This window comes from Stenotrophomonas sp. CASM101, assembly GCF_049384845.1.
Classification (GTDB): Bacteria; Pseudomonadota; Gammaproteobacteria; order Xanthomonadales; family Xanthomonadaceae; genus Stenotrophomonas; species Stenotrophomonas hibiscicola.
Map to the genome: position 1 here is coordinate 25,160 of NZ_JBMRFR010000014.1, position 12,985 is coordinate 38,144.

The 12,985-nt window shown below is 67.9% G+C and carries 11 protein-coding genes and 1 tRNA gene; 4 read left to right on the forward strand and 8 right to left on the reverse strand.

The genetic code is table 11. From position 1 onward, the window contains the following. Positions 1-128: 128 nt before the first annotated feature. Positions 129-1,550 (forward strand): basic amino acid/polyamine antiporter, encoded by a 1,422-nt coding sequence (locus tag VG543_RS16640; RefSeq protein WP_423179035.1) that lies wholly within the window; start codon positions 129-131, stop codon positions 1,548-1,550. 99 nt (positions 1,551-1,649) lie between these two features. On the opposite strand, the gene VG543_RS16645 is transcribed toward VG543_RS16640, so the two are convergent. From VG543_RS16645 to VG543_RS16680, 8 genes are all read right to left on the reverse strand, one after another. Then, a tRNA-Asn gene (locus VG543_RS16645) sits at positions 1,650-1,726 on the reverse strand. A 22-nt stretch (positions 1,727-1,748) separates the two neighbouring features. Continuing rightward, the gene (rlmH, locus tag VG543_RS16650) at positions 1,749-2,219 is read right to left on the reverse strand and encodes a 23S rRNA (pseudouridine(1915)-N(3))-methyltransferase RlmH (protein WP_019662111.1); all 471 of its coding nucleotides are present in this window, start codon (positions 2,217-2,219) and stop codon (positions 1,749-1,751) included. A 64-nt stretch (positions 2,220-2,283) separates the two neighbouring features. Next, entirely contained in the window at positions 2,284-2,694 is a 411-nt protein-coding gene (gene rsfS, locus VG543_RS16655) for a ribosome silencing factor (protein ID WP_005410536.1), read from the reverse strand. A gap of 58 nt (positions 2,695-2,752) precedes the next feature. Further along, entirely contained in the window at positions 2,753-3,418 is a 666-nt protein-coding gene (gene nadD / locus VG543_RS16660) for a nicotinate-nucleotide adenylyltransferase (protein WP_019662112.1), read from the reverse strand. Between the two features lie 3 nt (positions 3,419-3,421). Next, positions 3,422-4,459, reverse strand: a complete 1,038-nt coding sequence (gene holA / locus VG543_RS16665) for a DNA polymerase III subunit delta (RefSeq protein ID WP_019662113.1) — start codon at positions 4,457-4,459, stop codon at positions 3,422-3,424. Between the two features lie 9 nt (positions 4,460-4,468). Next, positions 4,469-5,053, reverse strand: coding sequence for an LPS assembly lipoprotein LptE (gene lptE, locus VG543_RS16670; protein ID WP_019662114.1), 585 nt, complete (start codon positions 5,051-5,053; stop codon positions 4,469-4,471). 134 nt (positions 5,054-5,187) lie between these two features. Then, positions 5,188-7,830: a leucine--tRNA ligase gene (gene leuS / locus VG543_RS16675; RefSeq protein ID WP_026347280.1), complete on the reverse strand. Its 2,643-nt coding sequence runs from the start codon at positions 7,828-7,830 to the stop codon at positions 5,188-5,190. A 105-nt stretch (positions 7,831-7,935) separates the two neighbouring features. Continuing rightward, positions 7,936-8,538: a DUF998 domain-containing protein gene (locus VG543_RS16680; protein WP_019662116.1), complete on the reverse strand. Its 603-nt coding sequence runs from the start codon at positions 8,536-8,538 to the stop codon at positions 7,936-7,938. 124 nt (positions 8,539-8,662) lie between these two features. Between VG543_RS16680 and trxA the strand changes: the two genes are divergently transcribed. The 3 genes from trxA to VG543_RS16695 all read left to right on the forward strand — a co-directional run bounded on the left by trxA (position 8,663) and on the right by VG543_RS16695 (position 12,950). After that, positions 8,663-9,520: a thioredoxin gene (gene trxA, locus VG543_RS16685; protein WP_019662117.1), complete on the forward strand. Its 858-nt coding sequence runs from the start codon at positions 8,663-8,665 to the stop codon at positions 9,518-9,520. 107 nt (positions 9,521-9,627) lie between these two features. Then, positions 9,628-11,328, forward strand: a complete 1,701-nt coding sequence (locus tag VG543_RS16690; protein WP_423179036.1) for a FecR domain-containing protein — start codon at positions 9,628-9,630, stop codon at positions 11,326-11,328. Next, positions 11,325-12,950, forward strand: a complete 1,626-nt coding sequence (locus VG543_RS16695; protein WP_019662119.1) for a CHASE2 domain-containing protein — start codon at positions 11,325-11,327, stop codon at positions 12,948-12,950. The genes VG543_RS16690 and VG543_RS16695 overlap by 4 nt, the downstream gene beginning before the upstream one ends. The last annotated feature ends 35 nt before the right edge of the window (positions 12,951-12,985 follow it).

The following is a 12,985-nucleotide window of genomic DNA, read 5'->3' on the forward strand; positions in this document are numbered from 1 at the left end:
ACCGTTCAACGCATCAACTTCGGAGGCCCGGGCAGCAGCCCGGGCCTTCGTCGTTGCACGCCTTGCATGCACGTTCACAGGCACGTGGCTACCGTGTGCAAGCGGCACTACCGCCGCAGGGGATCACCATGGCCACGACATCGCAACGCCTGGGCCTGCCCGCGTTGACTGCACTGGTAGTTGGCTCGATGGTAGGCGCCGGCATCTTCTCATTGCCGCAGAACGTGGCGCGCAGCGCCGGGCCGGCCGCCGCGCTGATCGGCTGGGCGGTCAGTGGCGCCGGCATGCTGATGCTGGCCTTCGTGTTCCAGGCCCTGGCCAACCGCCGGCCGGATCTTGATACCGGCATCTACGCATACGCGCGTGAGGGCTTCGGCAACTACATCGGGTTCTCTGCGGCCTGGGGCTACTGGGTCGCCTCGGTGCTTGGCAATGCCAGCTTCTTCGTGCTGATCTTCAGCGGCCTCGGCCATTTCCTGCCAGTGTTCGGCGAAGGCAACACGCCTGCCGCCGTGGCGGCGTCGTCAGTGCTGCTGTGGACCGTGCACCTGCTGGTGCTGCGTGGCCTGCGTACGGCGGCCATTGTCAATGGCCTGGTGACGGTGGCCAAGCTGCTGCCGATCACGCTGTTCCTGATCCTGGCAGCAGGTGCGTTCCGCATGGAGGTGTTCCGTGCCGATTTCCTTGGCACGCCCGCGCTCGGCGATCTCGGCCAGCAGCTGCGCGGCATGATGCTGGTGACCGTGTGGGTATTCATCGGCATCGAGGGCGCCAGCATCTATTCACGGCGTGCGGCGCGCCGCGCCGACGTTGGCCGCGCCACGGTGATCGGTTTCCTGGGGGTCTGGCTGCTGCTGGTGCTGGTCAGCCTGCTGTCGATGGGCGTGCTGTCGCAGGCCGAACTGGCCGGGCTGCCCAATCCGTCGATGGCCTATGTCCTGCGCGCCATCGTCGGCGAATGGGGCGCGACGGTAATCATCATCGGTTCGATCATCTCCGTCCTCGGTGCATTGCTGGCCTGGGTGCTGCTGTGCGCCGAAGTGCTCTATGCCGCCGCGGGCGACGGCACCATGCCCGCCTTCCTCGGCCGCGAGAACGCGCGTGGTGTGCCGGCCAATGCACTGTGGTTGAGCAATGGCCTGATCCAGTTGTTCCTGCTGCTGGTGCTGGTAAGTTCGGGCAGCTACACCGGGCTGGTGCTGCTCGCTGCGTCAATGAGCCTGGTGCCCTACTTCCTGTCCACGGCATTCGGCGTGCAGCTGGCCTGGCGCGGGCAGGCCTACGCCGATGAGCCCAGTGTGCGCTGGCGTGATTTCGCGGTTGCGCTGCTGGCCAGTGCGTACGCGCTGTGGCTGGTGTATGCCGGCGGCCTCGACAACCTGCTGTTGTCGGTGTTGCTGTACGTGCCCGGCGTGGTGCTGTTCGCACTGGCCCGGCGCCAGCGCGGCGAGCTGGTATTCACGCGTTGGGAATGGGTGCTGTTCGGCGCGATCCTGGCGGTGGTGATCGCCACGCTGGTCGCGTTCTGGAAGGGCCTGATTACGCTGTAGCGCCGAGCCCATGCCCGGCTTCGAGGATGCAGCCGAGCATGGCCTCGGTTCTACAACACGAAAAAAAAACCTGCATCTTGCGATGCAGGTTTCTCAAGGTGGCGCCCGAAGTTGGACTCGAACCAACGACCCCCTGATTAACAGTCAAGTGCTCTAACCGGCTGAGCTATTCGGGCAGACGACTAGTATAACCATTCTTCACGCGCGATGGTAGGGGTGATTGGCGATCATTGCGGCAGCCCGATACAGCTGCTCGGCCACCACCAGCCGCACCAGCATGTGCGGCAGCGTCAATGGTCCAATCGACCACTTCTCATCGGCCAACGCGGATACTTCCGGCGAATGCCCTTCCGGGCCACCGATCAGGAACGCCAGGTCCCTGCCCTGCCCGCGCCAATGCTCCAGGCGTTGTGCCAGCTGTTCGGAGCTGAGCTGGCGGCCCGGCACATCCAGCGCCACCACATAAGCGTTCTTCGGCAGCGCAGCGATTACCCGCCTGCCTTCATCCTCCGTGGCGCGGCGCGGATCGCGGCCCTTGCCGCGCAGGCCAGGCTCGATTTCGACCAGCTCGAACGGCAGCCAGTGCGACAGCCGCTTCTGGTACTCGGCGAAGCCCTGCGCGACCCAGCTGGGGGCGCGTTCACCGGTGGCGATCAGGCGGGCTTTCATCAGCGGTCCTCCAAAACGTCGACGGCGCCATCGGCGCCGTCGAAGGGATGCATCATCGTGTGGCTCAGGCCACTTCGTCGTCGCTGGACGGCGGCTGGTCGCCGACGGTCCACAGGCGCTCGAGGGCGTAGAACTCACGCACGCGCGGCAGCATCACGTGGACGATCACGTCGCCCAGGTCGACCAGCACCCACTCGGCCTCGCGCTCGCCTTCCACGCCCAGTGGCATCACGTCCAGGTTCTTGGCGAAGCGCACGACTTCATCGGCAATCGACTTGACGTGGCGGGTCGAGGTGCCCGAAACGACGATCATGTAATCGGCAACGCTGGACCGGCCGCGCACGTCGATCTCGACCAGGTCCTTGGCCTTCAGGTCTTCGGTGGCTTGGCGGACGCTGGCCAGCAGTTCCGGCACGGACGGCGGCGGGCTGGGAAGATCGACCTTGATGGTCTGGGGCTGGGTCTGGTTGCTCAAAGTGGATCGACTCGATAAACGTGGGGGCAATTATACGGGGATGGCGCGGCCGCGCCATTCACGCCGTGGCCGGGCGGTACAGCCCGTGTGCAGCGACATAGTCGGCCACGGCCGGTGGCAGCAGTGCGCGCCAGGGGCCGCCAGCGGCAATCTGCGAGCGCACGGCGCTGGCTGATTCCTCGCGCAGCGGGTGGTGCAGGCGCAGGACGCGCCCGGCCGGGCTGGCGAACAGGGCCTGCTCATTGTCGGCCCAGCGCCCTTGCAGGGCACGCCCCAGCTCGCCATCGATCGACGCCTGCAACGGACTGCCCGGCCGTTCGGCCACCACGAAGTGGGCCAGGTCGAACAGGGCCTCCCATTCGTGCCAGCCGGACAGGCCCAGCAGGCTGTCGGCGCCCACCAGCCAGGCCAGCGGCCGGCTCGGGCCCAGCTCGCCACGCAGCTCGCGCAGGGTGTCGACGGTGTACGACGGACGACCGGGGCAGCGGGCGGCACGATCCAGTTCGCGGCGGTCCAACAACAGCCCCGGCTCGTCGCCGATGGCCAGCGACAACATCGTGCAGCGCTGCTCAGCGGTGGCACCGGGCACCGCGCGGTGCGGCGGATCGGCGGCCGGCAGCAGGCGCACGGCGACCTGCAGTTCATCACGGGCCGCACGCGCGATCGCCAGGTGCCCCAGGTGCACCGGATCGAAGGTGCCCCCGTAATAGATCCGCAGGCTCATTGCTCAGGCCCGCGCCAACAGGCGCACGGCACGCGGTTCGGCCACCACCACCAGCAGGCGCTCCAGCGCCAGCCAGGCATCACCCTCGGCGCGGCCCTTGGCGATGCGGTCAACCAGCCCGGCTTCGGCCACGAAGCGTTCCCAACGCTTGCTTTCCGGATGCCGCTGCAGCGCGCGCTTGTACGGGGCCTGCCGCGATTCCCAGATACCGCGCGATTTCATTTCAGCCGCCAGGTTGCCGCCACGGGCCTGCACCCGGGCCAGGCCAGCGCCCGCCAGCAGCTCGCGGATCACCATCGGCATCAGCGCAGCCACCGCCTCGCCCTCGCCGCGCAGTCCGGCCAGCATGCGCAGCACCGCCGGCGGTTGGCCGGAAAAGGCCGCTTCCACCAGCCGGAACACGTCATAGCGGGCGGCATCGGCCACCAGCGACTCCATGCGCTCCACGTCCAGCGGCTGGCCATCGGCCAGCAACGCCAGCTTGTCGATTTCCTGGGCAGCAGCCAGCAGATTGCCTTCCACCCGCTCGGCCAGGCGCTGCACGGCGGCAGGATCGGCACGCAGTCCCTTGCCACGCAGGCGGCGCTCGATCCAGTCCGGCAATTCATGCGGCTTGACCGCCCAGGCCACCGACAGCACGCCGATGCGGTTGATCGCTTCGGCCCACTTGCCCTGGTGGGCCTTGCTCCATTCACTTGCGGTGATCATCAGCACCACGTCCGGCGCCGGGTTGGCACAGAACTGGCTGATCACTTCGGCCCCGTCCTTGCCAGGCTTGCCGCTGGGCAGGCGCACCTCAACCAGGCGGCGGGCACTGAACAGGCTGGGCGCGTTGAAGCTGGCGTCGAGCTGGTTCCAGTCGAAATCACGGCCATCGGCGTCGAACACTTCACGTTCGCCGATGCCGGCAGCGCGTGCGCGTGCGCGGATGGCGTCAGCTGCCTCCAGCACACGCAGGGTTTCCGGGCCGGCAATCAGGTAGACCGGCGCCAGCGCGGTATCAGCGCCCTGGCTGGCCAGCTGCTCCGGACGCAGTTCCATGGCCGCGGCTCAGTGCTTGGCTGCGGGGACCGGCTCGGCCGGTACCGCGCCTTCAATCGGCTTGGCTTTCGGCGCCGACAGGCTGCCGCCCTTCTCGAGCTCGGCACGCACCACGCTGTCGATGCGGCGGATGATCGAGGCGGACATTTCCCGGCGCAGCTCGTTGGCCAGGATCTCGCGTTCGGTGGTGGTACCGGTGGCGTCGGTCGGTGGCGACACGTAGTCACGCGAGAGCTCGATCACCTGCTGCGGCACCAGTTCGCTGCCATCCTCGCGACGGAAGATGAAGATCACCGCATAGCGCAGGCTGTACTCTTGGGCGCGGCCCTGCGAGTCGATGGCGATCGGCAGGTCGCCCCAGCGCTCGGACAGCACCTGCAACTGGGTACTGGGTTCGTTGCTGTCCTCATCAGCCAGCCTGGCACCGGAAGCCAGCAGGCTGCGGTTGAGCAGCTTGACCAGTTCACTGTACGGGGCGGTGGATACCACCTTCACCGGGGCGGTGTCGGTGGGCAGCATCAGCTTGTTGCGCAGATGGAAGCCGCAGCCGGCAAGGCCGAGGACAAGAACGAGGGCAAGCAGGATTCGGGTCATGGAGACAGTCTGGCGGAGCCGGGCGATCACGGCAACACACAGCCTGCCCGAAGCCGCGTGAATGCAGGGCCATCAGACGCCTGGCCCTGCACCGGAATGGCACCGGCCACCTCGCGGGCGCCGGTGCGGATACATCAGGCGGCGACGATGTTCACGATCTTGCCCGGCACGATGATGATCTTGCGCACCGTCAGGCCTTCCAGGAACTTGGCCGCGTTGGGCTCGGCCAGCGCCAGTGCCTCCACCTGCTCGCGCGCGGCGTCGGCCGCCACGTCGATGGTGCCACGCAGCTTGCCGTTGACCTGCACCGCCAGGGTCAGCGCGTCGCGCACCAGCGCACTGGCATCGGCCTGCGGGAACGGTTGGTCTTCCAGCAGCGTCTCCGCGTGACCCAGCACCTGCCACAGGGCGTGGCTGGCATGCGGGGTGATCGGGTTCAGCAGCAGCACGATGGCCTGCAGCGCTTCCTGGCGCACCGCACGGCCCTGCTCACTGCCGTCCTCGAACTTGGCCAGTGCGTTCATCAACTCCATCACCGCAGCGATCGCGGTGTTGAAGCTGTGGCGGCGGCCGTAGTCGTCACCGACCTTGCCGATGGTTTCGTGGGTCTTGCGGCGCAGCGCCTTCTGGTTGGCGTCCAGTGCTGCAACATCCAGCGCCGGGGCGGCGCCGTCGGCGGCATGCTTCTGCACCTGGGCCCAGAGGCGGCGCAGGAAGCGGGCCATCCCGTCCACGCCGGCCTCGTTCCACTCCAGCGACTGCTCCGGCGGCGCGGCGAACATCGAGAACAGGCGCACGGTGTCGGCGCCGTACTTGCCGACCATCGCCTGCGGGTCCACGCCGTTGTTCTTCGACTTGGACATCTTCTCGGTTCCACCGACCACCACCGGCTGGCCGTCGGCGATCAGGGTGGCGCCGGTGATGCGGCCGCGCTCGTCGCGCTGCACTTCCACATCGGCCGGGTTGATCCAGTCCTTCGAGCCGTCCGGGTTCGGGCGGTAGTAGGTCTCAGCAATCACCATGCCCTGGCACAGCAGGTTGCGCGCCGGTTCGTTGCTGTCCACCATCCGCGCGTCGCGCAGCAGCTTGTGGTAGAAGCGGAAATACATCAGGTGCAGGATCGCGTGCTCGATGCCACCGATGTACTGGTCCACCGGCAGCCAGTAGTTGCCGCGCTTGTCGACGGCGTCACGGGCACCCGGCGAGGTGTAACGGGCGTAGTACCAGCTCGACTCCATGAAGGTGTCGAAGGTATCGGTCTCGCGCTCGGCCGCACCGCCGCAGTCCGGGCAGGTGGTCTTGCGCCATTCCGGGTCGGTCTTGATCGGCGAACCGGTACCCGAGAACGCCACGTCCTCCGGCAGCACCACCGGCAGTTGTTCTTCCGGCACCGGCACCGCGCCGCACTTGGCGCAGTAGATCACCGGAATCGGGCAGCCCCAGTAGCGCTGGCGGCTCACGCCCCAGTCGCGCAGGCGGTAGTTGACGCGGCGCTGGCCCTGGGCCTTGCGCTCGAAGCGTTCGGCCAGCGCTTCGAACGCGCCCTGGAAGTCCAGGCCGTCGAATTCGGCCGAGTTGACCAGCTCGAAGGCACGGCTCTTGTCGCTGTACCAGTCCTGCCAACGGCTGCCGTCCCAGGTGCGCTCTTCGTCGGTGCGCGGATCCTTCAGCGCGATGACCTGCTTGATCGGCAGCCCGTACTTGTTGGCCACTTCATTGTCGCGCTGGTCATGGCCCGGCACCGCCATCACCGCGCCGGTGCCGTAGCCCATCAGCACGAAGTTGGCGACCCACACCGGGACCGGCTCGCCGGTCACCGGGTGCAGCGCGCGCAGGCCGGTATCCATGCCGCGCTTTTCCTGGGTTTCCAGCTCGGCTTCGGACACCCCCCCCTGCTTCAGGTCGACCAGCAGCGCGGCCAGTTCCGGATTGTTCTTCGCCGCGTGCAGCGCCAGCGGGTGTTCGGCGGCAATCGACACGAAGGTCACGCCCATCACCGTGTCCGGGCGGGTGGTGAACACACGCAGCGGGTCCAGCGCGCTGCCGTCGACATCGCGCACGTCGAACTGGATTTCCAGGCCTTCGGAACGGCCGATCCAGTTACGCTGCATGGTCTTGACCGATTCCGGCCAGCCGTCCAGCTCGTCCAGGCCATCCAGCAGCTCCTGGGCATAGTCGGTGATGCGCAGGAACCACTGCGGGATCTCGCGCTTCTCGACCAGGGCACCGGAGCGCCAGCCGCGGCCGTCGATGACCTGCTCGTTGGCCAGCACGGTCTGGTCGACCGGGTCCCAGTTCACCACCGCATTGCGGCGATAGGCCAGGCCCTTGCGCATCAGGCGGGTGAACATGCGCTGCTCGTGGACGTAATAGTCCGGGCGGCAGGTGGCGAACTCGCGCGACCAGTCGATGGCGTAGCCCAGCGACTTCAGCTGGCTGCGCATGTGGTCGATGTTCTTGTAGGTCCACGCCGCCGGCGCGGTCTTGTTCTTGATCGCGGCGTTTTCCGCCGGCAGGCCGAACGCGTCCCAGCCCATCGGCTGCAGCACGTTGTGGCCGGTCATGCGCTTGTAGCGGCTGATCACGTCGCCAATCGTGTAATTGCGCACGTGGCCCATGTGCAGCGCACCGGACGGGTACGGAAGCATCGACAGGCAGTAGTACTTCGGCTTGTCCGAAGTCTCGTCGACCTCGAAGGCACGGGTAGCGTCCCAGTATTGCTGGGCGGCGGATTCAACCTGCTGCGGGTCGTAGGCGTTGGTTTCAGCGCTGGTCATGGAACACGCGGATGCGGCGGCAAAGCGGTACAGCGTACCGCAGTGCGGCAAACGTCTCCAATCCTGCCCGCCGGAGGCAGGCGCCGCGACGCCCCGGGAGGCGTCTCAGCGTGGGCGCGACAGCGGCAGGGCCGCCCCCAGCCAGACTGCCCAGCACGCAAACGCCAGCCGTTGTGCCAGCGGCGCCGGCAGTACGCCCTGCAGGGCAAACGCGGCCAGCGCGGCCAGCATGCCGCAGCCCAGCGCCAGTACGCCCAGCGCGCGGCCATGCACCTGGCGCAGACCGGATACGGCCAGCAGCAGGGTTCCGGCGACAAAACCCAGCACCCAGATCATCCAGGCGCTGGCATGCAGTTGGCTGGCCGGCCCGTGCAGGTCATCCACATCCAGCGGCAGCAACCCCATCGCGGCGAAGGCCAACCCGGCCAGCAGCAGCATCTGGCTGCCCACCCGTGGCGCCCAGCCGGCGGTTGCCGGCAGCCCGCGGCGCAGGCACTCGGCCACGATCGCCGCCAGCAGGCCCGGCAGCACGAAGCCCAGCAGATTGAAGGCCAGCGCATGCGGCACCCCCTGCGCGCCCAGCAGTGCCACCGGATGACGGGCTTGTGCGTAGCCGTCCAGGCCGGCGCCGAAACCGATCACCGCCAGTACAAACAGCAGCGCGGCGACCAGGCCAGGCAGGCGCAGCAACGGTGACAGGGACGACATGCAGACTCCGGAAAGTACGGCGAGAGGAAGACTGCATTGTCAGGCATTTACCACAACCCGGGTTGAGACCGGCATCGATCGTCACCATAGAATCGGACTCCAGACGCCAAACGATGCCTCCCCCATGACCGAGACGACCTACGTATTCGACGCCACCACTGCGACCTTCGAGGCCGAAGTCCTGCAGAAGTCGCTGCAGACGCCGGTGCTGGTCGACTTCTGGGCCACCTGGTGCGGGCCGTGCAAGACCCTGGGCCCAATGCTGGAAAAACTGGCCGCCGAGTACAACGGCGCCTTCGAACTGGCCAAGGTCGATGTCGACAAGGAACAGCAGATCGCAGCGGCCTTCCAGATCCGCTCGGTGCCGACCGTGTTCCTGGTCAAGGGCGGCCAGCTGGTGGATGGCTTCCCGGGCGCGATTCCGGAAGGCCAGCTGCGTGAGTTCCTGGCCCAGCACGGCATCGTGCCGGCCGATGTCGGCGACGCCGCGCCCGAAGATGACGCCCCGCTGGACCCGCAGGCGCAGGTCGATGTGCTGCGTGCCCAGATCGCCGCCGAGCCGGACAAGGACGAACTGAAGCTCGACCTGGCCCTGGCCCTGCTGCAGATCGGTGGCGTGGACGAAGCCGGCACCCTGATCGACGGCCTGCCCGCCAATCTGGCCACCGACGACCGCGCCGTGCGTGCCCGCGCCCGCCTGGCCTTCGCCGCCGCGCTGAAGGATGCCCCGGCCGCTGAAGTGCTGGACGCCCGCATCGCCGCCGATGGCAAGGACCTCAAGGCCCGCCATCTGCGCGGCGTGCAACTGTTGCTCGGGGGCCATGACGAAGCTGCGTTGGCCCAGTTCCTGGAAATGCTGCGGATCGACCGCACGTTCGAGGAAGGGCTGCCGCGCAAGGCCCTGATCGACGCCTTCAATGTGATCTCCGACGAGGACCTGGTCGGCCAGTACCGTCGCCGGATGGCCTCGCTGCTGTTCTGAACGGGAGCCGTCCTCGTTCAGAATCCCTGCACTGAACGCGGGCAATAATGCACTGGATGGCGGCCGTGCGGCCGCCACGATCCGTTCGGGGGGATGAGGTCGGGGCCATGGGGTCTTGCAGCTGCGCCCCCGCATTGCCGGGATTGCAAACTGTGACCTTCGTCCGCTCGCTGTCGTTCGCCATGCGCTTCCAGGGCGCGCTGCTCTGCGCTCTTCTCTTCCTGCCGGCCATTGCCGCGGCCCAGGACTGGAACTACCGGGTCCGTCCCGGCGATACCCTGTGGGACCTGGGTTGCCTGTATCTCAAGCCCTCGGTACGCTGGCAGCAGCTGCAACAGCACAACCGCATCGACAACCCCTACCAGCTGCCGCCGGGGCAGCTGCTGCGCTTCCCGATCAGCTGGCTGCGCATCGAACCAGCCCCCGCCCGCGTGCTGTCGGTAAGGGGCAAGGTCGAACTGTCCGGCGCCGATGGCAGCGCCACGCGCGCGCTACTGGCCGGGGAACAGCTTCGCATCGGTGACACGGTTCAGACCGAGGGCGACTCCAGCGTCACGCTTGAATTCGCCGACGCTTCCCGCCTGCAGCTGCGCGAGCATTCCCGGCTGCGCCTGGACCAGCTCAGCCGTTACGGCCACACCGGCATGGTCGATACCCGCGTGCGCCTCCAGCAGGGCCGCGCCAGCAACCGGGTGACGCCTGCCCGTGGCCCCGCCTCGCGCTACATCATTGATGCACCTACGGCGACCAGCAGCGTACGCGGTACCGTATTCCGGGTCAGCGCCGGTGACGCCGGCCACGTGGCTGCCACCGAAGTGCTGCAGGGCAAGGTGCAGGTCGGCAACATCCACGGCAAGCGCCTGGTCCAGCCTGGACAGGCCAGCCTCAGCAGCAGCGCCGATACGGCGCCGGATGCTGTCTCCGCCCTTCTTCCAGCACCGCAGCTGCGCAGCGACGGCATGCGCCTGGCGCCCTTGCCGGCCCTCCTCGCCTGGGACCCCGTCGACGGCGCCGCCCGCTACCGCGTTGAAGTGGTGCTGTCGGCAACGCCGGAAATCCTGCTGTTTGCCGCCACCACCACCGATACCCGGCTGGCGATCGGCGACCTGCCCCCCGGCCAGTTGCGCATCCTGTTGCGCGCCGTGGATGCGCAGGGTGTGGAAGGCCTCGACGCCAGCGCCGATTTCGAACTCGGCGACCAGCCCCCGCCGCCACTGACGGTGGCCCCGCTGCACGGGCAGACCATCAACAGCGACCGACCGCGCTTCCGTTGGAGCCAGGCGCCCGGTGCGCGCAGCAGCGTGCTGCAGATTGCCGCCGAGCCGAACTTCGAGCAACCGCTGCAGGAACAAAGCACCCCGGGCACCGACCTGCGCCTGGCGCAGCCGCTGCCGCCCGGCCAGTACTTCTGGCGGGTGGCCTCGCGCGATGGCAACGGCCACCAGGGCCGCTATGGCCAGGCCCTGCCCTTGCAACTGAGCAATGAACCGGTCGACCCGGCCCTGCAGCCGCCTGAGGCCACGCGTGGCGAACTGACCCTCCGCTGGCAGGCCGGCAGCGAAGGCCAGCGGTACCGGGTGCAGGTGGACCGTCGAGGCGACTTCCGGGCCCCCCTGGTCGACCGGACCGTAAGCGAGCCGCAGGTCAGCTTCAAGCAGCCGTGGAGCGGCACCCTGCATGTGCGCGTGCAGTACATCGACGACGACGGGCATGCGGGCGAGTACTCGCCGGCCCAGCAGATCAAGCTGCCTTGCCGTCTGTGCTACGGCGCTGGTGGCGGCGCCCTGCTGCTGTTGCTGTTGTTATGAGGCGCTCGCCGCTGCCGTGGTCGAAGCGGATTCTGCTGGCACTGCTGGCCGGCGTGCTGACGGTGATCGCCAGCCACGGCCAGTGGCTGTGGCGCCAGGACGAAGCCGCCTATGACGCCATGGTTGGGAATTGGGAGTACCGCCCCGACCCCAGCGTGCTGATCGTGGCCATCGACGAGGGCAGCCTGCAGCGCATCGGCCAATGGCCCTGGCCCCGTTCGGTCCATGCGCGCCTGCTGGACCGGCTGACCGACGCCGGCGCCGAGCGCATCGCACTGGACCTGATGCTGTCTGAGCCGGATCGACGCGACAGCCAGCAGGACGATGAACTGGCCACAGCGATCCGCCGCAGTGGCCGGGTGGTGCTGCCAGTGCTGGCGGCGCCGGCCGCCGGCGACCGCATGGCCGAGGAAATGCTGCCGATTCCGCAGATCGCGAGCAGTGCTGCGGCAATCGGCCATACCGATGTGGAAGTGGACGGCGATGGCGTCGCGCGCGGTGTGTATCTGCATGCGGGCATCGGCAAGGCCCATTGGCCGGCATTGGGCCTGGCGCTGGCCGACCTGCCGCCGGGCACGGTGCACGGCCTGCCCGATCCCGATCCGCAGATCGGTTCGCCCTATCAGTGGCGACGCGACGACTACGTGCGCGTGCGCTATGCGGGGCCGCCCGAGCGCCTGCCGCAGGTGTCCTATGCCGACGTACTTGATGGTCACGTGGACACGGCGATGCTGCATGGCCGCCGCATCGTGGTGGGCATGACGGCCAGCGGCATCGCACCGCGGCTGTTGACCCCGACCACCCGCGAGTACTGGATGAGCGGCAGCGAATACCAGGCCAACATCGCGTCGATGCTGCTGCAGCACAAGCAGATCGATCTGCTGCCACGCCTCTGGCAGCACGCCATCAGCGGCGTGCTGGCCGCGTTGTGCGTGCTCCTGCTCGGCCTGCGCCTGCCATGGCTTGCCGCACTGTGCTCGCTGCCGCTTCCACCGCTGCTGAGCTGGTTGCTGTTGCGTGCCGGTGACCTGTGGTGGGCACCGGCAAGCGCAATGCTGGGCATCCTGCTGGTGTTGCTGTCCTGGGCGATCTGGCGGATCTCGGCCTGGCACCGCCAGGCCAACCGTGATGCGCTGACCGGCCTCGGCAATCGCCTGCGTTTCGAGCAGTCACTGCAGCAGGAATGCGATGCCGCGCGCCGCAGTGGCAGGTCCTTGAGCCTGGCACTGATCGACGTCGACCATTTCAAGCGCCACAACGACCGCCACGGGCATCAGGTCGGCGACCGCGTGCTGCGCGATGTTGCACGGCTGATCGGTGCGCATGCACGGCGCCCACGCGACATGGCCGCGCGCTACGGTGGCGATGAGTTCGCACTGGTGCTTCCGGATACCCCGGCCGAAGGCGCACGCCAGGTCGTCGAGGACCTGATCGCCTGCGTGCGTGTACTGCCGGCCCCCGGTGATGGCAGCGACGGTGCCGTCACCCTCACCATCGGCGTGTTCACCCGCGTGCCTGACGGCACGCTGCAACCGCATCATTTCGTCGAAGGCGCCGACGCCGCGTTGTACCAGGCTAAGGCCAACGGCCGCGACGGGTATGTGATCGACGACAAGGCGTGACCCTCGCCGCCGCCGGGGTGCAACATACGCATGCG

Excerpts from the sequence above, each read along its gene's own strand:
- rlmH (WP_019662111.1), bottom strand. The coding sequence starts at position 2,219 with ATGAAAGCCCGCCTGATCGCCACCGGTGAACGCGCCCCCAGCTGGGTC.
- lptE (WP_019662114.1), bottom strand. The coding sequence starts at position 5,053 with ATGACCCGAATCCTGCTTGCCCTCGTTCTTGTCCTCGGCCTTGCCGGC.
- VG543_RS16690 (WP_423179036.1), top strand. The coding sequence starts at position 9,628 with ATGGGGTCTTGCAGCTGCGCCCCCGCATTGCCGGGATTGCAAACTGTG.
- VG543_RS16680 (WP_019662116.1), bottom strand. The coding sequence starts at position 8,538 with ATGTCGTCCCTGTCACCGTTGCTGCGCCTGCCTGGCCTGGTCGCCGCG.
- VG543_RS16695 (WP_019662119.1), top strand. The coding sequence starts at position 11,325 with ATGAGGCGCTCGCCGCTGCCGTGGTCGAAGCGGATTCTGCTGGCACTG.
- trxA (WP_019662117.1), top strand. The coding sequence starts at position 8,663 with ATGACCGAGACGACCTACGTATTCGACGCCACCACTGCGACCTTCGAG.
- leuS (WP_026347280.1), bottom strand. The coding sequence starts at position 7,830 with ATGACCAGCGCTGAAACCAACGCCTACGACCCGCAGCAGGTTGAATCC.
- nadD (WP_019662112.1), bottom strand. The coding sequence starts at position 3,418 with ATGAGCCTGCGGATCTATTACGGGGGCACCTTCGATCCGGTGCACCTG.
- holA (WP_019662113.1), bottom strand. The coding sequence starts at position 4,459 with ATGGAACTGCGTCCGGAGCAGCTGGCCAGCCAGGGCGCTGATACCGCG.
- VG543_RS16640 (WP_423179035.1), top strand. The coding sequence starts at position 129 with ATGGCCACGACATCGCAACGCCTGGGCCTGCCCGCGTTGACTGCACTG.